The sequence below is a fragment of the Micromonospora sp. HNM0581 genome, from assembly GCF_012726175.1.
GTDB lineage: Bacteria > Actinomycetota > Actinomycetes > Mycobacteriales > Micromonosporaceae > Micromonospora.
This window is the reverse complement of the sequence record NZ_JAASAD010000015.1, coordinates 120,474-137,191: the sequence shown is the minus strand read 5'-3', so window position 1 is coordinate 137,191 and position 16,718 is coordinate 120,474. Positions and strand designations below refer to the sequence as shown.

Here is a 16,718-nt window from a genome sequence, read left to right as displayed (position 1 = left end):
CGGTCACTGTTCACCGGCGTGTACGCGCCCTCGACGCTCGGTTCGTTCCTGCGCACCTTCACCCACGGCCATGTACGGCAGTTGCAGGCCGCCGCCCGCGACACTCTGGTCGGCCTCGCCGCCCGGACACCGCTCCTGGCCGGCGCGGACACGCTGTGCTTTGTGGACATCGACTCGATGCTGCGCCGGGTCTACGGCAAACAGAAGCAGGGCATCGGGTTCGGTCACGCCAAGGTCGGCGGCTACAACGTCTGGCTGCGCGGCTACAACCCCCTCGTGGCGACGTTGTCCACCCCGTTGTCGGCGCCGGTCGTCGCGGCCACGAGGCTGCGTTCGGGGAACACCGGCTCCAGCAAGGGCGCTGCCAGTATGATCGCCGAGACCATCGGCACCGCCCGCACGTGTGGCGCGACCGGTGAGATCGTCGTGCGGGCCGACTCGGCGTTCTACGCCAAGGCGGTCATCAGCACCTGCCGCCGCCACCGGGTGCGGTTCTCGGTCACCACCCGCATCGACACCAAGATCCGCACGGCGTGCGACAGCATCGCCGAAGACCAGTGGATCGACATCCGATATCCACAAGCGGTCTGGGACGAAGAAGAGCAGCGGTGGATCTCCGACGCGCAGATCGCCGAGACCGAGTACACCGCGTTCGCCGGCACCCGCCACCAGGTGACCGCCCGGCTGATCGTGCGCCGGATCCGCCGCAACGACCCCAACCAGGCCCCGGGCCAGGAAGAACTCCTGCCCGCCCACCGGTATCACGCGGTCCTCACCGACAGCCCGTTCACCCTCGTGCAGGCCGAATCCCAGCACCGCCAACACGCGGTCATCGAGCAGATCAACGCGGACCTGATCGCCGGCCCGCTCGCGCACCTGCCGTCCGGCCGGTTCAACGCGAACGCCGCCTGGCTGACCTGCGCCAGCATCGCCCACAACCTGACCCGCGCTGCCGGGCACCTCGCCGCCGGAGCCTGGCCAGCGGCCCGGACCGCCACCATCCGGGCTCGGATCATCAACGTCGCTGCCCGTCTCGCACATCGGGCCCGAGCCGTCTACCTGCACCTACCCGAGTACTGGCCCTGGCAGGCCGCGTTCGACAACCTGTTCACCGCCGCCCGCATCACACCCGGCTAAACAACCCATACCCACCAGAACCAGGCGGCCCAACCGCAGGCCACGAACCCCGCTGCCACCTCGAACGACCACCCCGGAGCAAGCCGATCACGTAATCGGCGACTCCGCCACACCCCGAGAATCGCTCGAAATCAAACTATTCGACCACGACCATCACGAACCGCGTCGGTGGATCGAGGCTCAGGTGGGAGGGCCGCGACGCATTCATCGGCGAGTGCAAGTTCTGGCCGGGACCGACAGACTTCAAAAAGGCGGTCGACCAACTCCTCGGCTACACCGTCTGGCGCGACACCACCATCGCCGTCATCCTATTCCTGCGACACATCGCCGATACTAGCGCGATCATCAGGAAGGCGGCGAGGGTCATCACCGAGCACCCTCGTTTCATCAGGACGCTGGATGGCAGCAGCGATCCACTCCAGCGCCAGGACTTCGCCATGCACGCAGTAGGCGACCAACAACGCCTGGTCCGGCTGGCGCTGCTTCCGGTAGTGATCACGCAACCCGCCGCTCGGTCATCGAACTGACCCCATAGACAACGGGCTTGGGACAGGGCCAGTCGCACGCGTCCGCCCTGGAGGCATCCCGCGCCATCGGCTCGGCGACCACCGGCCCCCGCGATGGTCCACCAAGGCGGCGGGGTTCTCTTGCCATCCTGGCCCCAGTGTCTGCGAAGGCATCGACCCGCCTGAAGCTTGTCGCTGGTCGGGCGACAAGCCGCCCGACGTGATCATGGGCCGCGTCGGGCGGTCGAACCTGATCGCATGCAGGCGTTATTGGGGGGTTTTCGGGGGGCGATTCAAAACCCCATCGATGAAAATGAGGCCCTGACCAGCGAACCCGCTGGTCAGGGCCTCTCCTTGAGCCGCCTGACGGAATCGAACCGTCGACCTACGCATTACGAGTGCGTCGCTCTGCCGACTGAGCTAAGGCGGCAACGGTGGTCAAGTGTACGGTACGCGCCGCTCCGCGGCCGAGCGGGCTTGGCCGCCGGATCGAGTGAACCGGGCACCCGGGCGTTTCCGGGGTCGTCGGGTCAACCGGGCGGCACTACGCTGCGGCGAATGACCGACGATCACACCTCTCGCGACGAACCGGAAAATGTCGGGCCCTCGCCTCGCAACGGGACGCCGCAGCAGGGGCCGTACGCCGGGGAGGCCGCCGGAGGTCGGGCGGCCAGGCGGCCCCGCAGCACCGATCCGCTGGAACTGGGTTTCACACCCCGTAAGCCGGTGCCGTGGCTCGCGCCGTTCCTGCTGATCAGCACCGGCCTGCGTACGCTGCTGGCGATGCTGTTCGGGGCTTACCTGGACAAGCGGGAACTGCAAAAGGCGCTGGACGCGGAAATTTCCCGCCAGGTGGGGCCGGACGGGGGGCTCTGGCTGGACTATGTGGCCGATCTGGGTGACGGGTTCGACGCGACCTATTCGGTGGCGTACCTGCTCGCCCAGCGGGAGCTCATCGTGGACGGATATCGGCTGCCCCGGGCACAGACCCTGGTGATGGGTGGCGACCAGGTGTATCCGTCGGCCGAGTACGCGGCGTACGAGGACCGGTGCAAGGGGCCGTACCAGACGGCACTGCCGGCCACCCCGCCGGAACAGCCGACGATCTTCGCGATCCCCGGTAACCACGACTGGTACGACGGGCTCACCGCGTTCCTGCGACTGTTCGTGCGGACCCGGGACCGGCACTTCGGCGGCTGGCGTACCGGCCAGTCCCGGTCGTACTTCGCCGCCGAACTGCCGGCCGACTGGTGGCTGCTCGGTCTCGACGACCAGTCCGGCTCGTACGTCGACGACCCGCAGCTCACCTACTTCGACGCGGTGGCGACGCGGCTCGGACCGCAGAGCCGGGTGATCCTGGCGGTGCCGGCCCCGTCCTGGGTCAAGGCCGTCGACAAGCCCACCGCGTACGACTCGATCGACTATTTCATTCGGACCATCGTCGCGCCGACGGGCGCCCAGGTCCGGCTGCTGATCTCGGGTGACCTGCACCATTACGCGCGGTACACCGGGCCGGACGGGCGGCAGCTGGTCACCTCCGGCAGCGGCGGGGCCTACCTCTCCCCGACGCACAAGCTACCCGAGCTCATCGAGGTGCCGCCGCGTGACACGTTGGCCCGCCGGTCCAGCCCGTCCCAGGCGTACGAGTTGGCGGGTCGCTACCCTGACGCCGCCCGCTCCCGCCGGTACGGCTGGGGGATCTTCGCCCGGCTGCCGCGCCGCAACCCGGGCTTCTCGACGTTGCTGGGTTTGCTACAGACCCTGCTGATGCTCTCCATGGCCGGGGTGGCCGACTTCCGGTCCGAGGCATCCGAACAGCGGCTGTTCAGCGTGCCGCTGGTGGTGATGGTGTTGGTGACGGTGCTCGCGGCGGCAATGTTCGCGAAGCCGCCCAGTTCCAGCGGTAAACGCCACGCCCGGCACTGGGTCCTCGGCGTCGGGCACGGGTTGGCACATGTCGGGCTGGCCGCCGCCGGTACGTGGGCCTGGCTCGCCTTGCCGTTCCACGACTGGTCCTGGCCGCTGCCGGCGGTGGCCGCGGCAGTGGTCTACCTGCCGGTGATCGGGTTGGTGGCCAGCCAGCTGGTGGCCGGGTACCTGTTGCTCGCGAGCGCGTTCGGGGTGAACGTCAACGAGCTGTTCGCCGGGCAGGGCATCGAGGACGCCAAGGGCTTCGTCAGGATGCGCATCGATGTCGACGGCACACTGACCCTCTACCCGATCGCCGTCGACCGGGTGGCCCGCACCTGGCAGGTCAATCCCGACCAGTCCCCCGAATCCTCCTGGCTCACCCCCACCGTCCCGCTGACCCCCCGCCTCGCCGAACCCCCCATCACCCTCTCCTGACCCCCACCCCCACCCCGTCCGCGTTGATCATGAGGTTGGCGGCAGTTTCAGAGATCGATATTGCCGCCAACCTCATGATCAACGCGGACATGGGTGGGACATGGGTGGGACGGGGACGGGTGGGGTTAGGGGGTGGGGTGCTGGTCGTGGGCTCGGCGGGGGCCGCAGACGTCGGCGCGGGAGCAGCTGGAGCGGGAGCCGTCGGCGTCCAGGCGGACGGTGACGGCGTCTCGCGGGACACTGTGACCGACCACGCGGCCCTCCCCGTCCGGCGTGGTCACCCGGGCACCGATCGCCGGGGCGGACTCGGCGAACTTCGCGTACAGAGGATGTTCGTACTTGAGGCAGCACATCAGCCGGCCGCACGCGCCGGAAATGCGCAGCGGATTGAGCGGGAGATCCTGATCCTTCGCCATCCGGATGGTGACCGGCTCGAAGTCGTTGAGGAAGGTGGCGCAGCACAGATCCCGTCCGCAGGAGCCGATGCCACCCTGCACCCGAGCGGAGTCGCGGGCCGAGAGCTGACGCAACTCCACCCGGCAGTGCAAAGTCGCGCCGAGATCGCGGACCAGGGAACGGAAGTCCACCCGGTGCGGGGCGGTGAAGTAGATGGTGCTGCGCTCCCCACCACCCTGGCCGTCACCGAGCACGTGGTCGATGGCCACCACTTTCATCGGCAGACCGTGCTCACGGATCAGCCGCTTGGCCGCGACCTTCGCCTCAGCTTTCCGTCGCCGTAGTTCCTCGTCGCGGCGTAGATCCTCCTCCTGCGCCAACCCGGCCAGCCGGGGAAAGCCTGCGGTCTCCTCGGTGACCCACTGCGCCGCCCACACGCACTCCGCCACCTCGGGGCCGTCGTCGGTGGGCACCAACACCTTGTCGCCCACCTGCGGCCGCAACTCACCGGGGTCGAGGTAGTAGAGGCGCCCGTACCGCTGGAAGCTGACCGCGCAGAGCATGCCCATCTGTTCACCCTACGTCGCGCGGGCGGGAACGCGCCGGGTCGATCGGTGGGCGACTTCGCCCACCGTACGCTCCACTCACGAGGATGTCCGCGAGCGGCACCGGGCGTACGGCGGACCAATCCGAGTTTCCTGCGGCCCGCTTCCGCGAGGTGCAGCCCTGCGGCACAGCTGACCGGTAGGCGCGGTGAGCCGTCACCAATCGACGCGGGTCGGCCGCCCACCCGCCGGCTCACCACCCGTGTCCGGTCGGAGCCGCCCCGGCCGCCACGGAGACTCCGCCAGGCTCGGTGACCACTGCCGCAGTAGGGTTTCCACGCCGTCGTACGCCACGCAGAGCACCCCCAGCACCCGGGCACCTATCTCAGCGGCGGCGAGCCCACCGGACCCCGGCGTCCCGACATCCGCGCTCGGCCGGCTGGCCGAGGTGGCGACGACGACGGCTACCGCCTCGGCCGAGCCGATCGCCTCGGCAAGCGTCCGAGCGACGGCGAGCCGACTGCCTTCCGCCCAGTCGGCGAGTGCGTCGGCGTAGCCGGCGGTTGCCTCCAGCCGCCCGACCAGGCTGTCGGGGCCCTCGTCCAGATGCCGCAGCAGCGTTGCCCGGGAGTGACCGTACGCCGAGGCGGCCGTACCGGACCAGGGCACCGGGTCGGTCAGCACGGCGCAGGCGTGGTCGTAGCCGTGCACGTGCCGGCGTACGGTGTGCCCGGCGGTGGCCAGCGGCGCTGGTCGCAGGTCGAGGAAGCCGCGCAGCCCGTCGCCGGGCAACACCTGCATGCGGCGTAGCAACGGCCAGATCCGGTGCCCCTCGGGAGCACCGGCCGCGAGCAGCGTGTCGACCCGGCCCAGCAGGTCGAGGCCGGGCTCGGCGAGCCGGTCGAGGAGATCCATCACGCCTCACCGGCGAGCCGGCGGGAGATCGCGGAGTCAGTGTCGGAGTAGCGGTCGGCGGCCTCGCGTAGCGCGGCGGCCACGGACGCCACCTGGATGGACGCGTTGTGCGCCTCCCGGGCCCGGTCACCGGTGGCAGTCACCCACTGACGGTGCAACGCTCGCCCCACCTCGCCCGGTCGGCCGGGCGCGTCGGCACCGAACGCCACCTGTGCCGGGTCCCCGGCGGTGACCGACCGGGAGAGAGCGGTGAGCGTGGCACTCGCCTCGTCGAGGCGGCTGGCCAGGGTACGAAGGCTGTCCATCTCAGGCCCCCGTCAAGGGTCGGTACGCGGTGAAGGTTTCGTTGTGCAGCTTCTCCCTCGCCCACTCCGCGGCGTCGGCGGCGGCAGTGACCGCTGCTCGCACCGAGTCGGCGACGTCCCGCGGTGCCCGAGCGTGCAGCGGGCCGAGGAACCGCACGTCGGTGATCCGGCCGCTGGCGGTGACCACCACCTCGACCAGTCCGTCCGGCGAGCGAACAGTGACCTCGACCGTCGCCACGGCCTGGTCGAACTCGGCCTGGAGAGATTCGATGCGGCGGTAGCGTCGAACCGCCTCCTCGATCCATGCCTCGTCGATCTCGCCCCGCGGCATCGCCGGACTCCTCCCGAATTGATCACCGTGCGTGCCGCCACCGTCACCACGGCACACCGGACCGTACCGCACGTGAATCGCGCCTGTCGATGGCGGCGGACGACGGTCCCGGCAGCAGGACGACAGCCGCAGACGCGTCGACCCGACCGGCACCGGCGATTCGCCGAGGTGTCCGCCGAGCGGTGGTCAACCCTTCCAGAGGGCGAGCATCATCGCCTCGACGGCGATTCGGGGTTTGACGTTGGCCTCGATCGCACTGCGACAGGTGAGCACCGCCTCCAGGCGCCGCAACGCCCCCTCCGCCTGCCAGCTACGGGCACCCGCCTCAGCCATGTCGGCGGTGTCGGAGTGCACCGGTGTCACCGGCGCACCGAGCGCCACGGTCAACGCGTCCCGGTAGAAGGCGGCGAGATCCACCAGGGCCCGGTCGAGCGCGTCCCGCTGCGCCCGGGTCGCCCGCGACTTCTGCCGTCGTTCCAGTTCCTTCAATTGCCCGGCCGTGCCGCGGGCGGCGCCGGCCGCCCCCCGCCCGGTGCCGCCGGCACCGAGCGCCGTCTCCAGCGCCGCGCGCTCCGCAGCGTCGATCTCCGCGACAGACGCCTCGGCTTCAGCCTCGGCGGCCTCGATCAGCGCGGACGCGGCGTCGAAGGCGGCACCCACCCCGGTCAGCCGACGGGGCACCGCGAGCACCGCCGCCCGCCTTGCGCGGGCCTGCGGATCACGCGCCAGCCGACGGGCCCGCCCCACGTGGCCCTGCGTGGCGGCGGCCGTCCAGCGGGCCACGTCGGGAGCGATCCCGTCCCGACCGACCAGCACCTCGGCCACCGCCTCGGCCGCCGGCTGGCGTAGCGGCACCACCCGGCACCGCGACCGGATGGTCACCGAGATGTCGTCCGGGTGGGTGGACGGCGCGCAGAGCAGGAAGACCGTACGCGGTGGCGGTTCCTCCACCGCCTTGAGCAGTGCGTTGCCGGCAGCCTCGGTCAACCGGTCGGCGTCCTCGATGATGACGACCTGCCAGCGACCGGCAGACGGCGTACTGGCTGCGCGGAGCACCAGGGCCCGCATCTCGTTCACCCCGATGGAAAGCCCCTCGGGCACCACCAGCCGGACGTCGGCATGGGTGCCGGCGAGGGTGGTGTGGCAGCCGGGGCACCCACCGCAGCCGGTGCCCTGAAGGCACTGCAGTGCGGCGGCGAAGGCCCGGGCCGCGACCGACCGGCCTGAGCCGGGCGGGCCGGTGAAGATCCATGCGTGGGTCATCCCCCCGCCCGGGTCGGCGCTGCCGGCTGTCTCGAGCTCACCGGTGGCGCGCAGCACGGCGGCGGCAGCTGCGGCGGCCCGGCGCAACGTCTGCACCGCCTCGTCCTGCCCGACCAGGTCGGCGAAGGCGCCCGACATCAGTTCCGCTCCGTCGTCACCAGCTCAGACGGGGATAACTCGGGCTGTACCGAGGTGTCCGGGCCATGCGCCGGCCCCGGGTGCTCGACCCCGTCGGGGCTGCCGAGAAGTTCCTCCACCCGGCGGGCGACCCGCTCGGCGATCTCCTCGGCCGGGCGGGCGCCGTCGAGCACCAGGTAACGCTTCGGGTCGGCGGCGGCGAGATCGAGGAAGGCGTAACGGACCCGCTCGTGGAAGGCGACCGATTCCGACTCCAGACGGTCGGCGCTCTCCGCGCGAGCAGCCACCCGGGACAACCCGGTATGCGGATCGACGTCGAGCAGCACCACCAGGTCGGGCTTGAGCCCGCCGGTGGCCCAGGACGAGAGCCAGGAAACTTCGTCGACCGGCAGTGTCCGGCCGGCACCCTGGTAGGCCAGTGACGAGTCGACGTACCGGTCGCTGATCACGACGGCGCCCCGGGTCAGGGCGGGCCGGACCACGGTGGCCACGTGGTGGGCCCGGTCGGCGGCGTAGAGCAGCGCCTCGGCGCGCGGGGATGGCGCCTCGTCGGTCGCGGTGTCCAGCACCAGCGACCTGATCCGGGCACCGATGACGGTCGCGCCCGGCTCCCGGGTGATCACCACGTCCCGTCCCTGGCGACGAAGCAGCTCGGCCAGTTCACCTAGCTGGGTCGACTTGCCGGCACCCTCGCCGCCCTCGAAGACCACGAAGAGTCCGGCTGAGACGAACGGCTCCGCCGGCATCAGCGGACGGCCCCGGATCGACCCCCACAGGTCTGCCAGGACCGGTACGCCCTTCTTGTCGTCCATCTGTCCGAAGGCGCTGATCCCGGCGAAGATGCCGGCGGCACCGGCGGCGAGCAGCAGCAGGCGGGTGGAGGAGACGGAGATGCCGAGGTCGGCGATGGTGAACGTGCGGGAACCACCGACACCGGCCAGCAGGCTTCCGAGCGCGATGGCCAGGATCAGTACGAGGCGGGTGCCGATCTGCACCACGGCGAAGACCCGGCCGCGTACCTCGTCGGCGACCTCGCCACCGAGCAGGGTGGTGCCGGAGAGGAAGGCCATCCCGGCGCCGGCCCCGACGAGAACCGCGCCGACAAGCGCCATGGACAGGTGGATGGCGAAGGCCAGCGTCATCACCGAGGCGCTGGCCAGCACGATGCTCATGCCGAACCAGCGACGCCGGGACATCTCCCGCACGATCATCGGCCCGAGGCCGATGCCGATCGCCAGGCCGATGAAGATCGCGCCGAAGAGCAGGTAGAACGCGGCATCGCCGGCACCGAGCGAATCGGCGAAGAACCGGGCGGTACCAATGACGATGCCGCCCCCCGCGAAGGCGCCGAGGATGCCGAGGACCAGCCCGCGCACCAGCGGGGTCTGCCCGATGAATCGCCATCCCTCGGTGAACTGGCGCAGCATGCTCTGCTCGGTGCGCTCCCGTTCGTCGGTCTGCCCCTGACTGATTTCCTTGATGCCGAAGGCCACGACAACCGCGGTGGCGAGCCGGGAGAAGGCGTTGAACCAGAGCGCGAGTTGGGCCGGTTGGGCCCAGTCCGGCATCTCGCCACCGGTGGCGCCCCGGATGATGCCGTCGAGTGAGGAGAGGACGATCGCGGCGAAGACCGGGGTCAGTCCGTACGTGGTGATCAGGGTGAGTTGATTGGCCGACTCCAGCCGGGCCCGCGGGATGAGGTTCGGCACCGCGGCTTCCTTGGCCGGGATCCAGAGCAGGGTGACCGTCTCGATCAGGAAGGTGGCGATCGCCGCCCAGCTGACCACCCGTGCGCCGCTGGCGCCGGTCAGCGCGTAGAGCGGGATGGAGGCGAAGAGCACGAATCGCAGCAGGTCACAGATGACCATCGTCCAGCGCCGGTCGAAGCGGTCGGCGAGCACTCCGGCGACCGGGCCGAGTAGCAAGGCGGGTAGCAGCCGAATGGCGATCACGCCGCCGAAGGCCGCCCCCTTGGCGGTGCTCCCCTCCACCTGCGCGGCGGCGAAGACGCTGGTGGCGAGCAGGCCGAGCCAGTCACCGAAGGAGGCCGCGCCGAGCACGATCCAGAGCCGGCGGAACGGCCGGATACGCAGTACGGAGCGGATCGCACCGTACCCGGTCAGGTCGGGTTGACCGCCGGTACCGCCTGCTGGGGTCTGCGTTCCTGGCCTGCCGGGCTGGTGCGTGGCACCGTCGGACCGGTCGGTCGCCTCGTGTCCGGTGCTGCCTTCGGGTTTCGCGGCTGGGCCGGCGGGCTGGTCAGCGGAAGGCGACACGCCGGACGACTCGCCGTTGAACTCGCTTTCGATGGCCGTACCTCCACGTGCCGGCCCATCGCTGGGCACCCCCGATGGAACACTCTAGACCCGGTGGGGACGTTCTCCGGCCCTGCACCGTCTGCTCGCCGAGCCTAGGCCGCCCTGGCCGGCACGGCCCGGGTACCGCGGATGCGAGGGTACTTCGCATTAACCGTTTCACAGTTGGCGTGCACACGTGGCCACCCACAGCGAGAATCTGCGCCACCGGCTGGACCAGGCGACCGCACACCTCGACCCGTCGTACGGCGTGCACAGCGCCATGGCGGCCGGTCGACTGGCCGGGACCGTCGTCCGCCGGCCGGGTTTCCGGCTGGTCGGACCGATGTCGTACGAGGCGCAGATCGCCGGCCTGGGCGACGCACCGCCCGGGCGGGCGGCGACCGGTGCCGCGATCCGGCTGGCCCAACGCGGCTCGTACTGCGAGTTGCTGATCCGCCGGAGCGCGGCGGTGGCTGCGGTACGCGAACACGCCGACCTGGAGTTCGTCAACGGCGGCGGCACCGGCCGCGTGGCCACGACCCGCTCCGACCCCGCAGTGGCCGAGGTCACCGCGGGATCGGGTCTGTACGGGCCGACGCTGTTCGACGGCTGCCCCGCCCGTGGTTGTCCGAGGGGCTCGGCCTGCTCGGCGCCGAGGGTGCCGGCGAGGTGCAGACCCGCTGACCGGTGCGCCCGCCGCCCACCTGCGCATCGGTGACCGGGTCTGGTTCCGGCACGCCAAGTCGGGCGAGCTGTGTGAACGGGTCAACGAGCTGCACCTGGTGGACGGCGACCAGGTGGTGGCCGCCGTGGGCGACCTACCGGGGTGAGGGGCGGGCCTTCCGCTGACCGACAGGTGGTCGACAGGGCGGGCAGCGTCAGGCCGGCTGGGTCGCTTCGGCGTCGGCGACGATCTGGTCGTCGGCCGGTTTCGCCGGCTGCACCACCGACCGACGGCCCGCGTCACCCCGAGCGTTCACCTGCCGGTGCAGGTACTCCCGGATCAACGCTTTTGCCTCGACGAGCACCCGGTCGTCGCCGTCGGTTCTCCGCCGGAACGCCAACTTGATCAGGGCGTCGGCCGTCTCCACCGCGATTTCCAGGTGGAAGCGCAACTCCGGCACGTCGGCCAGCCCGAACCGCTCGGTGAGCACCCGAGCGAGCTGGTCGGCGATCACCCCGTTGTTGTCCCGCTGGTCATCGAGCAGATGCAGGTCGACCACGTCGCCGAAGTGCAGGGTACGGAACCCGGGAACGGTGCGGTGCATCGTGATGTATTCATCGATCCCCGCGTCGACCCCGTCCCACCAATAGGTCAGGTCGTCCGAGGCGAAGCGTTCATCGAGCCGCTGGAGGTAGGACTCCATCGTGCGCAGCGTCAGTGCCTGCACGATCGCCCGCTTGTCCGGGAAGAACTGGTAGACCGACCCGATCGCCACCTCGGCCCGTTCGGCGAGCAGGGTGGTGGTCAGCCCTTCGTACCCCACCTCGTCGACGAGTTCGGCGCAGGCGTCCAGCATCCGCTGGACCCGCGCGACACTACGACCCTGCACTGGCACTCGACGCAGTGGCCCGGTCGTGGCGGCTGAAGTGGACACGTGCCACCCCCTCTCGACGGATGAACATATCTGCACGTCACGAGTTCGTGACTACCGGTACAACGAGCGGACCTCGATTGCGGTGTTTACCAGGAACAACGTTCCTGGTATGAATTCGGTTCATATTCACTTCGAGGAGCGCGCATGGTCGAGCGCAACGCCACCCGGACCACCGCCTGGTCGAACTGGGCAGGTAACCAACGCGACCAGGCCACCGCCGCACTCCGGCCGTCCTCGGTCGACGAGATGGCTGAACAGCTCCGACGTGCCGCCGCCACGGCGCGGCGCATCACCGACGGGCTGCCCTTCAAGGTGCTCTTCCCGGTCGAGGTGCGGTTCACCGCCGGTGACAGGATCTGGTTGTCACACGCCACCGGTCTGGGTGGCCGACCGCACTGGGGCAAGCTGCACTGGCGCGACGCCAGCTCACTCGCCGCGTCTCCGTCACCTCGTACCTGAACACCCTGCTCGGCTGGCACACCCGCCGCCGGTGTGGCGTCGGGCCGATCCGTCAGTCGGTGGTACGGGCGGTGGTCTTCTTCGCCGGAGTGGACTTCGCGGCGGGAGCCTTCTTCGCCGTCGTCTTCGCCACGGTCGACTTGGCGGCCTTCGTCGCGGTGGACTTGGCCGCCGCCTTCTTCGCCGCCGCCTTCTTCGCCGGGGCCTTCTTCGCCGCCGCCTTCTTCTTCGGGGCCGGACCCTTGGCCCGCTTCTCGGCGAGCATCTCGGAGGCCTCCTCCAGGGTCAACGCCTCAGGGGTCTGGCCGCGTCGAAGCGAGGCGTTGGTCTCCCCGTCGGTGACGTACGGACCGAACCGGCCGTCCTTGATGACCAGGGGATTCTCGGTCAGCGGATCAACGCCCATCTCCCGCAGTGGCGCAGCGGCGGCCCGACGCTGGCGCGTCTTCGGTGCGGCCAGCAACGCCAGGGCCTCGTCAAGGGTGACCGTGAACATCTTGTCCTCCGAGTCCAACGAGCGGAACTCGTCACCACGCTTGACGTACGGGCCGTAGCGGCCGTTGTTCGCGAAGACCTCCGCGCCGTCCGGGCCGACCCCGACCAGCCGGGGCAGGCTGAGCAGCCTGAGCGCCTGATCGAAGGTGAGCGAATCCGGTGACTGCGAACGCAGCAGCGACGACTTGCGTTCGCCGCTCGCCACGTACGGGCCGAACCGACCCGACTTGAGCAGGATCGGCTCCCCGGTCGCCGGATCGTCACCCAGCTTTCGTTCGCCCCCGCCACCGAGGAAGAGTTCGTGCACCTTCTCCGGGGTGAGCTCGTCCGGCGCCAGCCCTTCCGGGACAGGCGCGCGGTCGCCCGGAGCGGCGCCCTCCTCACCCTCCACGGCGGGGGCCTGCTCCTCGCCGGGTACCGAGCGTTGCAGATACGGCCCGTACCGGCCGACCCGCACCACCACCGCACGCCCCTCGTCGTCGGTGAACAGCGGGATCGAGTTGACGCTCCGCGCGTCGATGTCGCTGAGGTTCTCGGTGACCAGCTTCTTCAACCCGCCCGCGTGCGCGATGGCCTGGTCGCCCGTGCCATTGCTGCTGCCGAAGTAGAACGCGGTGAGGAAGTCGACGGCCGCATGGTCGCCACCGGCGATCTCGTCCAGTTCGTTCTCCATGCTGGCGGTGAAGTCGTAGTCGATCAGGCGCGGGTAGTGCCGCTCCATCAGCCCGATCACCGCGAACGCCAGGAAGGACGGGATCATCGCCTGGCCCCGCTTGGAGACGTACCCCCGGTCCTGGATCGTCTGCATGATCGACGCGTACGTCGAGGGACGGCCGATGCCCAGCTCCTCCAGGGCCTTCACCAGCGACGCCTCCGTGTATCGGGCCGGCGGCTGGGTGTGGTGACCCTGGGCGGCCAACGCGTCAGCGGTCAGCGGCTGGTCCTTCACCAGGTTCGGCAGCCGACGCTCGGCGTCCTCTGCCTCGGCGTTCTCGTCGTCGCTGGACTCGACGTACGCCCGCAGGAAACCAGGGTCGGTAATGGTCTTACCTGTGGCACCGAAGTCGGCCTCCTCGCCACCGGAGGTGGTCGCCCGGATCCGCACCGAGACACTGGAGCCCACCGCGTCGGTCATCTGTGAGGCGATGGTGCGCCGCCAGATCAGCTCGTAGAGCTTGAACTCCTCGGCCGACAACTCCTTGGCCACGTCACCCGGGGTGCGGAAGTTGTCCCCCGCCGGCCGGATCGCCTCGTGTGCCTCCTGCGCGTTCTTCACCTTGCCGGTGTAACGGCGTGGCTCCGGCGGCACGCTGCGTTCGCCGTACAGCTCGACGATCTGCCGACGGGCCGCGGCGATGGCGGTGTCGGACAGGTTTACCGAGTCGGTACGCATGTAGGTGATGTAGCCGTTCTCGTAGAGCCGCTGCGCGGTGCGCATCGTCTGCTGCGAAGAGAACCGCAGCTTCCGCGCCGCCTCTTGCTGGAGCGTGGAGGTGATGAACGGGGCGTACGGGCGACGCCGGTAGGGCTTCTCCTCGACCCGGGTGACGGCGAACGGCCGCCCCCCCAGGCGGGCGGCGAGCCCTCTGGCCCCGCCCTCGTCGAGGTGGACCACACCGGCGCCGGGCCTGACCCGGCCGGTGGTCGGCTCGAAGTCCTTGCCGGTGGCGATCCGATCGCCGTTCAGCGCGACCAGGGTGGCGTTGAAGCTCCGCGGACCCTCGCCCGCATTGGTCACGGCGAGGGTGGCCAGGATGTCCCAGTACTCGGCGGTGCGGAAGGCCATCCGCTGCCGCTCCCGCTCGACCACGATCCGGGTCGCCACGGACTGCACCCGGCCCGCCGACAGCTTCGGCATGACCTTCTTCCACAGCACCGGGGAAACCTCGTAGCCGTACAGCCGGTCGAGGATGCGCCGGGCCTCCTGGGCGTCGACCAGATCCCGGTCGATCTCCCGGGGGTTGGCCACCGCCGCCTGGATCGCCGGTTTGGTGATCTCGTGGAAGACCATCCGCCGGACCGGCACCTTGGGCTTGAGCGTCTCCACCAGGTGCCAGGCGATCGCCTCGCCCTCGCGGTCCTCGTCCGTGGCCAGGAAGATCTCGTCGACCTCCTTCGCCAGTTTGGTCAGCTTGCTGATCTGCTGCCTGCGGTCGGCGGAGACGACGTAGAGAGCGTGGAACCCGTTGTCGACGTCCACGCCGAGCCGGGCCCACGACTCGCCCTTGTAGCGGGCCGGCACGTCGGCGGCGTTGCGCGGCAGGTCACGGACGTGCCCGAAGCTGGCCTCCACGACATACCCCGGGCCCAGGTAACCCGAGATCGTCTTGGCCTTCGCCGGAGACTCGACGATGACCAGACGGGTGGTTCCAGCGTTGCTCGGCACGTCTGTTTCGACCTCATTCCCACTCAATGGCCGCGCCTGCCCGGCTCGGGGCGCACTCGTCCCACCGGCACCCGGCGGTCCGGATGTCCAACGTAACGCGCCGTCCGTGTTTCGGGTTTCGGGGGCGAGGATTCGCCCGGACGATCTGTGGTCACGCCGGACGGCGTCACCGTACACCCTGGGTAGGGTGACGAGCGGGCCACTGTGACCATGGCAGCCCTGGTGGAGGTCGAACCCGACTGATTCTCCCTTTGTTCCCCGACACCCGACTGTCTCGGATCGGACAGCCACGCCGGCTGTCAGACCCGGGCCGGCCAGGCCGAGGGCGGGCTCGCGGACGGACGTTCACCGACCAGCTCGGCCAGCCGACGCGTCCGACGACGACCCGCGATCCGGTATGCGCAGCCGCCGGGTCCCGTCGCGACCAGGTCACCGGTCAGTCCGGCAGCGGCCAGGGCCGCGCCGACCACGGCCCAGCGCGCCGGTTCGCTACCGCCGAGGTGGAGCAGAAAGTCCGGCGGATCGGCGACTCCGGCCGCGGCGAGCCAGAGCCGCAGCCGCCGACCGTCGAGTTGGAACCCGGGCGGCGGATGCTGCGTCGATCCGCGCAACCAGGCCGCCGCGAGGGGCACGATCGCCCTGGTGTACGCGGTCCGCACCGCGTACCGCTGGTCATCGGTGGGTGTCCAGCTGCTCCGGACACCCCGCCGGGCCAGCTCGGCGACGAGTACGTGCACCCGCCACGCTGCCGTGACCTCCACCGACAGGCGGGCGGTGCCACCCATCCGGTGCACCTCGCCCGGCCCGGCGAGCAGCCCGGCGAGATCAGCAACCGCGGGTTCACCGGTCTCCGCCCCGAAGAAGACCAGTTGCCGGTCGGTCAGGTCGGTCGGTTCCGCCGCCGGCCGAGCCGCCGACCCGTCGTCAGTCGCCGGGTCAGCCGGGCCGGGCCGACGATCAGTCGGCCGACGGTGGCGCACCGGTGGTGTTCCGACAGGCGGTGGGAAGGACACCGGCAGCGGTTGTGCCGCCGGTGTCTCGCCGGAACCGCTCAACGGCATTCCGGTACCTCGTCGAAGGCGCGCTTCAACTCCTCGGAGTCGAGTCGGCTGGTGTCCAGCGCGCTCGCGTCGTAGTCCTGCTGAAGGGACTCCACCGCGGCCTGCACACCGTCGTAGAAGCTGCTGGCCTCACCGGTGCCCAGACCGTTGATCGTGCTCCGGGCTCGGCCGTAGGCATCCCGCATCGACGCGAGTGAGGCACGGAAACCGGCCGAGACCTCCTCGCCGTGCTCGACCTCCGGCACGCCGGCCTGCTCCACCTTACGCCGGGCCGTCTCACTTGCCTGCTCGGCGCCGCCGAAGAGTCGGACGAGGTTCTCCTTGGCCTGCGCCGGGGTGGTCTGCGCGGTCATCTGCTGATCGGTGCTGTTGGTCAGCTTGCTGATCTCAGCCCGCCAGGGGGTGAGCGCCGAGCAGACCGACGCAGCCCAGGCACGCGGGCTGGGGCCGCTGGAGCCGCAGGCGGCCACGAGCATCAGCGTGGCCAGGACCACCGTGAGCTTTCCGGCGGCTGCCGCCCGGCACGTACGCATGCGTTGC

At 70.3% G+C, this 16,718-nt stretch carries 12 protein-coding genes, 1 tRNA gene and 2 pseudogenes; 4 read left to right on the top strand and 11 right to left on the bottom strand.

Annotation, left to right across the window (positions count from 1 at the left end; genetic code table 11):
- On the top strand, nucleotides 1-1,137 hold a 1,137-nt coding region (locus tag HCA58_RS18125), incomplete at its 5' end, for an IS1380 family transposase (protein WP_169599024.1).
- A gap of 863 nt (nucleotides 1,138-2,000) precedes the next feature.
- Here HCA58_RS18125 and HCA58_RS18120 read toward each other — a convergent pair.
- A tRNA-Thr gene (locus HCA58_RS18120) sits at nucleotides 2,001-2,073 on the bottom strand.
- Nucleotides 2,074-2,201: 128 nt separating this feature from the next.
- Between HCA58_RS18120 and HCA58_RS18115 the strand changes: the two genes are divergently transcribed.
- Nucleotides 2,202-3,989 carry a metallophosphoesterase gene (locus HCA58_RS18115; protein WP_169599023.1) on the top strand — a complete coding sequence of 596 codons (1,788 nt, stop codon included), beginning with the start codon at nucleotides 2,202-2,204 and terminating at the stop codon, nucleotides 3,987-3,989.
- 125 nt (nucleotides 3,990-4,114) lie between these two features.
- Here the strand turns inward: HCA58_RS18115 and ricT are convergent, their stop codons facing one another.
- From ricT to tmk, 6 genes are all read right to left on the bottom strand, one after another.
- The gene (gene ricT / locus HCA58_RS18110; RefSeq protein WP_169599022.1) at nucleotides 4,115-4,954 is read right to left on the bottom strand and encodes a regulatory iron-sulfur-containing complex subunit RicT; all 840 of its coding nucleotides are present in this window, start codon (nucleotides 4,952-4,954) and stop codon (nucleotides 4,115-4,117) included.
- 192 nt (nucleotides 4,955-5,146) lie between these two features.
- Nucleotides 5,147-5,845: a hypothetical protein gene (locus HCA58_RS18105; protein ID WP_240956427.1), complete on the bottom strand. Its 699-nt coding sequence runs from the start codon at nucleotides 5,843-5,845 to the stop codon at nucleotides 5,147-5,149.
- Nucleotides 5,845-6,150 carry a hypothetical protein gene (locus HCA58_RS18100; protein ID WP_169599021.1) on the bottom strand — a complete coding sequence of 102 codons (306 nt, stop codon included), beginning with the start codon at nucleotides 6,148-6,150 and terminating at the stop codon, nucleotides 5,845-5,847. Before HCA58_RS18100 ends, HCA58_RS18105 begins: the two co-directional genes overlap by 1 nt.
- Before the next feature lies 1 nt (nucleotide 6,151).
- Nucleotides 6,152-6,481 carry a YbaB/EbfC family nucleoid-associated protein gene (locus tag HCA58_RS18095; RefSeq protein WP_169599020.1) on the bottom strand — a complete coding sequence of 110 codons (330 nt, stop codon included), beginning with the start codon at nucleotides 6,479-6,481 and terminating at the stop codon, nucleotides 6,152-6,154.
- A 186-nt stretch (nucleotides 6,482-6,667) separates the two neighbouring features.
- Nucleotides 6,668-7,882 (bottom strand): DNA polymerase III subunit delta', encoded by a 1,215-nt coding sequence (locus HCA58_RS18090; protein WP_169599019.1) that lies wholly within the window; start codon nucleotides 7,880-7,882, stop codon nucleotides 6,668-6,670.
- On the bottom strand, nucleotides 7,882-9,969 hold the full coding sequence (gene tmk, locus HCA58_RS18085) for a dTMP kinase (RefSeq protein ID WP_346776034.1): 2,088 nt from the start codon (nucleotides 9,967-9,969) through the stop codon (nucleotides 7,882-7,884). Before tmk ends, HCA58_RS18090 begins: the two co-directional genes overlap by 1 nt.
- 467 nt (nucleotides 9,970-10,436) lie before the next feature.
- Here tmk and HCA58_RS18080 point away from each other — a divergent pair.
- Nucleotides 10,437-11,028: pseudogene (locus HCA58_RS18080) on the top strand (amino acid deaminase/aldolase); the annotation flags it as partial.
- A 29-nt stretch (nucleotides 11,029-11,057) separates the two neighbouring features.
- On the opposite strand, the gene HCA58_RS18075 reads toward HCA58_RS18080, so the two are convergent.
- Entirely contained in the window at nucleotides 11,058-11,699 is a 642-nt protein-coding gene (locus HCA58_RS18075) for a TetR/AcrR family transcriptional regulator (RefSeq protein WP_169599037.1), read from the bottom strand.
- Nucleotides 11,700-11,921: 222 nt separating this feature from the next.
- Between HCA58_RS18075 and HCA58_RS24090 the strand changes: the two are divergent.
- Nucleotides 11,922-12,212: pseudogene (locus tag HCA58_RS24090) on the top strand (D-arabinono-1,4-lactone oxidase); the annotation flags it as partial.
- Between the two features lie 76 nt (nucleotides 12,213-12,288).
- Here the strand turns inward: HCA58_RS24090 and topA are convergent.
- The 3 genes from topA to HCA58_RS18055 form a co-directional block, all read right to left on the bottom strand.
- Nucleotides 12,289-15,117: a type I DNA topoisomerase gene (gene topA, locus HCA58_RS18065; protein ID WP_169599018.1), complete on the bottom strand. Its 2,829-nt coding sequence runs from the start codon at nucleotides 15,115-15,117 to the stop codon at nucleotides 12,289-12,291.
- 299 nt (nucleotides 15,118-15,416) lie between these two features.
- Entirely contained in the window at nucleotides 15,417-16,178 is a 762-nt protein-coding gene (locus HCA58_RS18060) for a hypothetical protein (protein WP_240956425.1), read from the bottom strand.
- Nucleotides 16,169-16,711, bottom strand: coding sequence for a hypothetical protein (locus HCA58_RS18055; RefSeq protein ID WP_169599017.1), 543 nt, complete (start codon nucleotides 16,709-16,711; stop codon nucleotides 16,169-16,171). The genes HCA58_RS18060 and HCA58_RS18055 overlap by 10 nt, the downstream gene beginning before the upstream one ends.
- Between the last annotated feature and the right edge of the window lie 7 nt (nucleotides 16,712-16,718).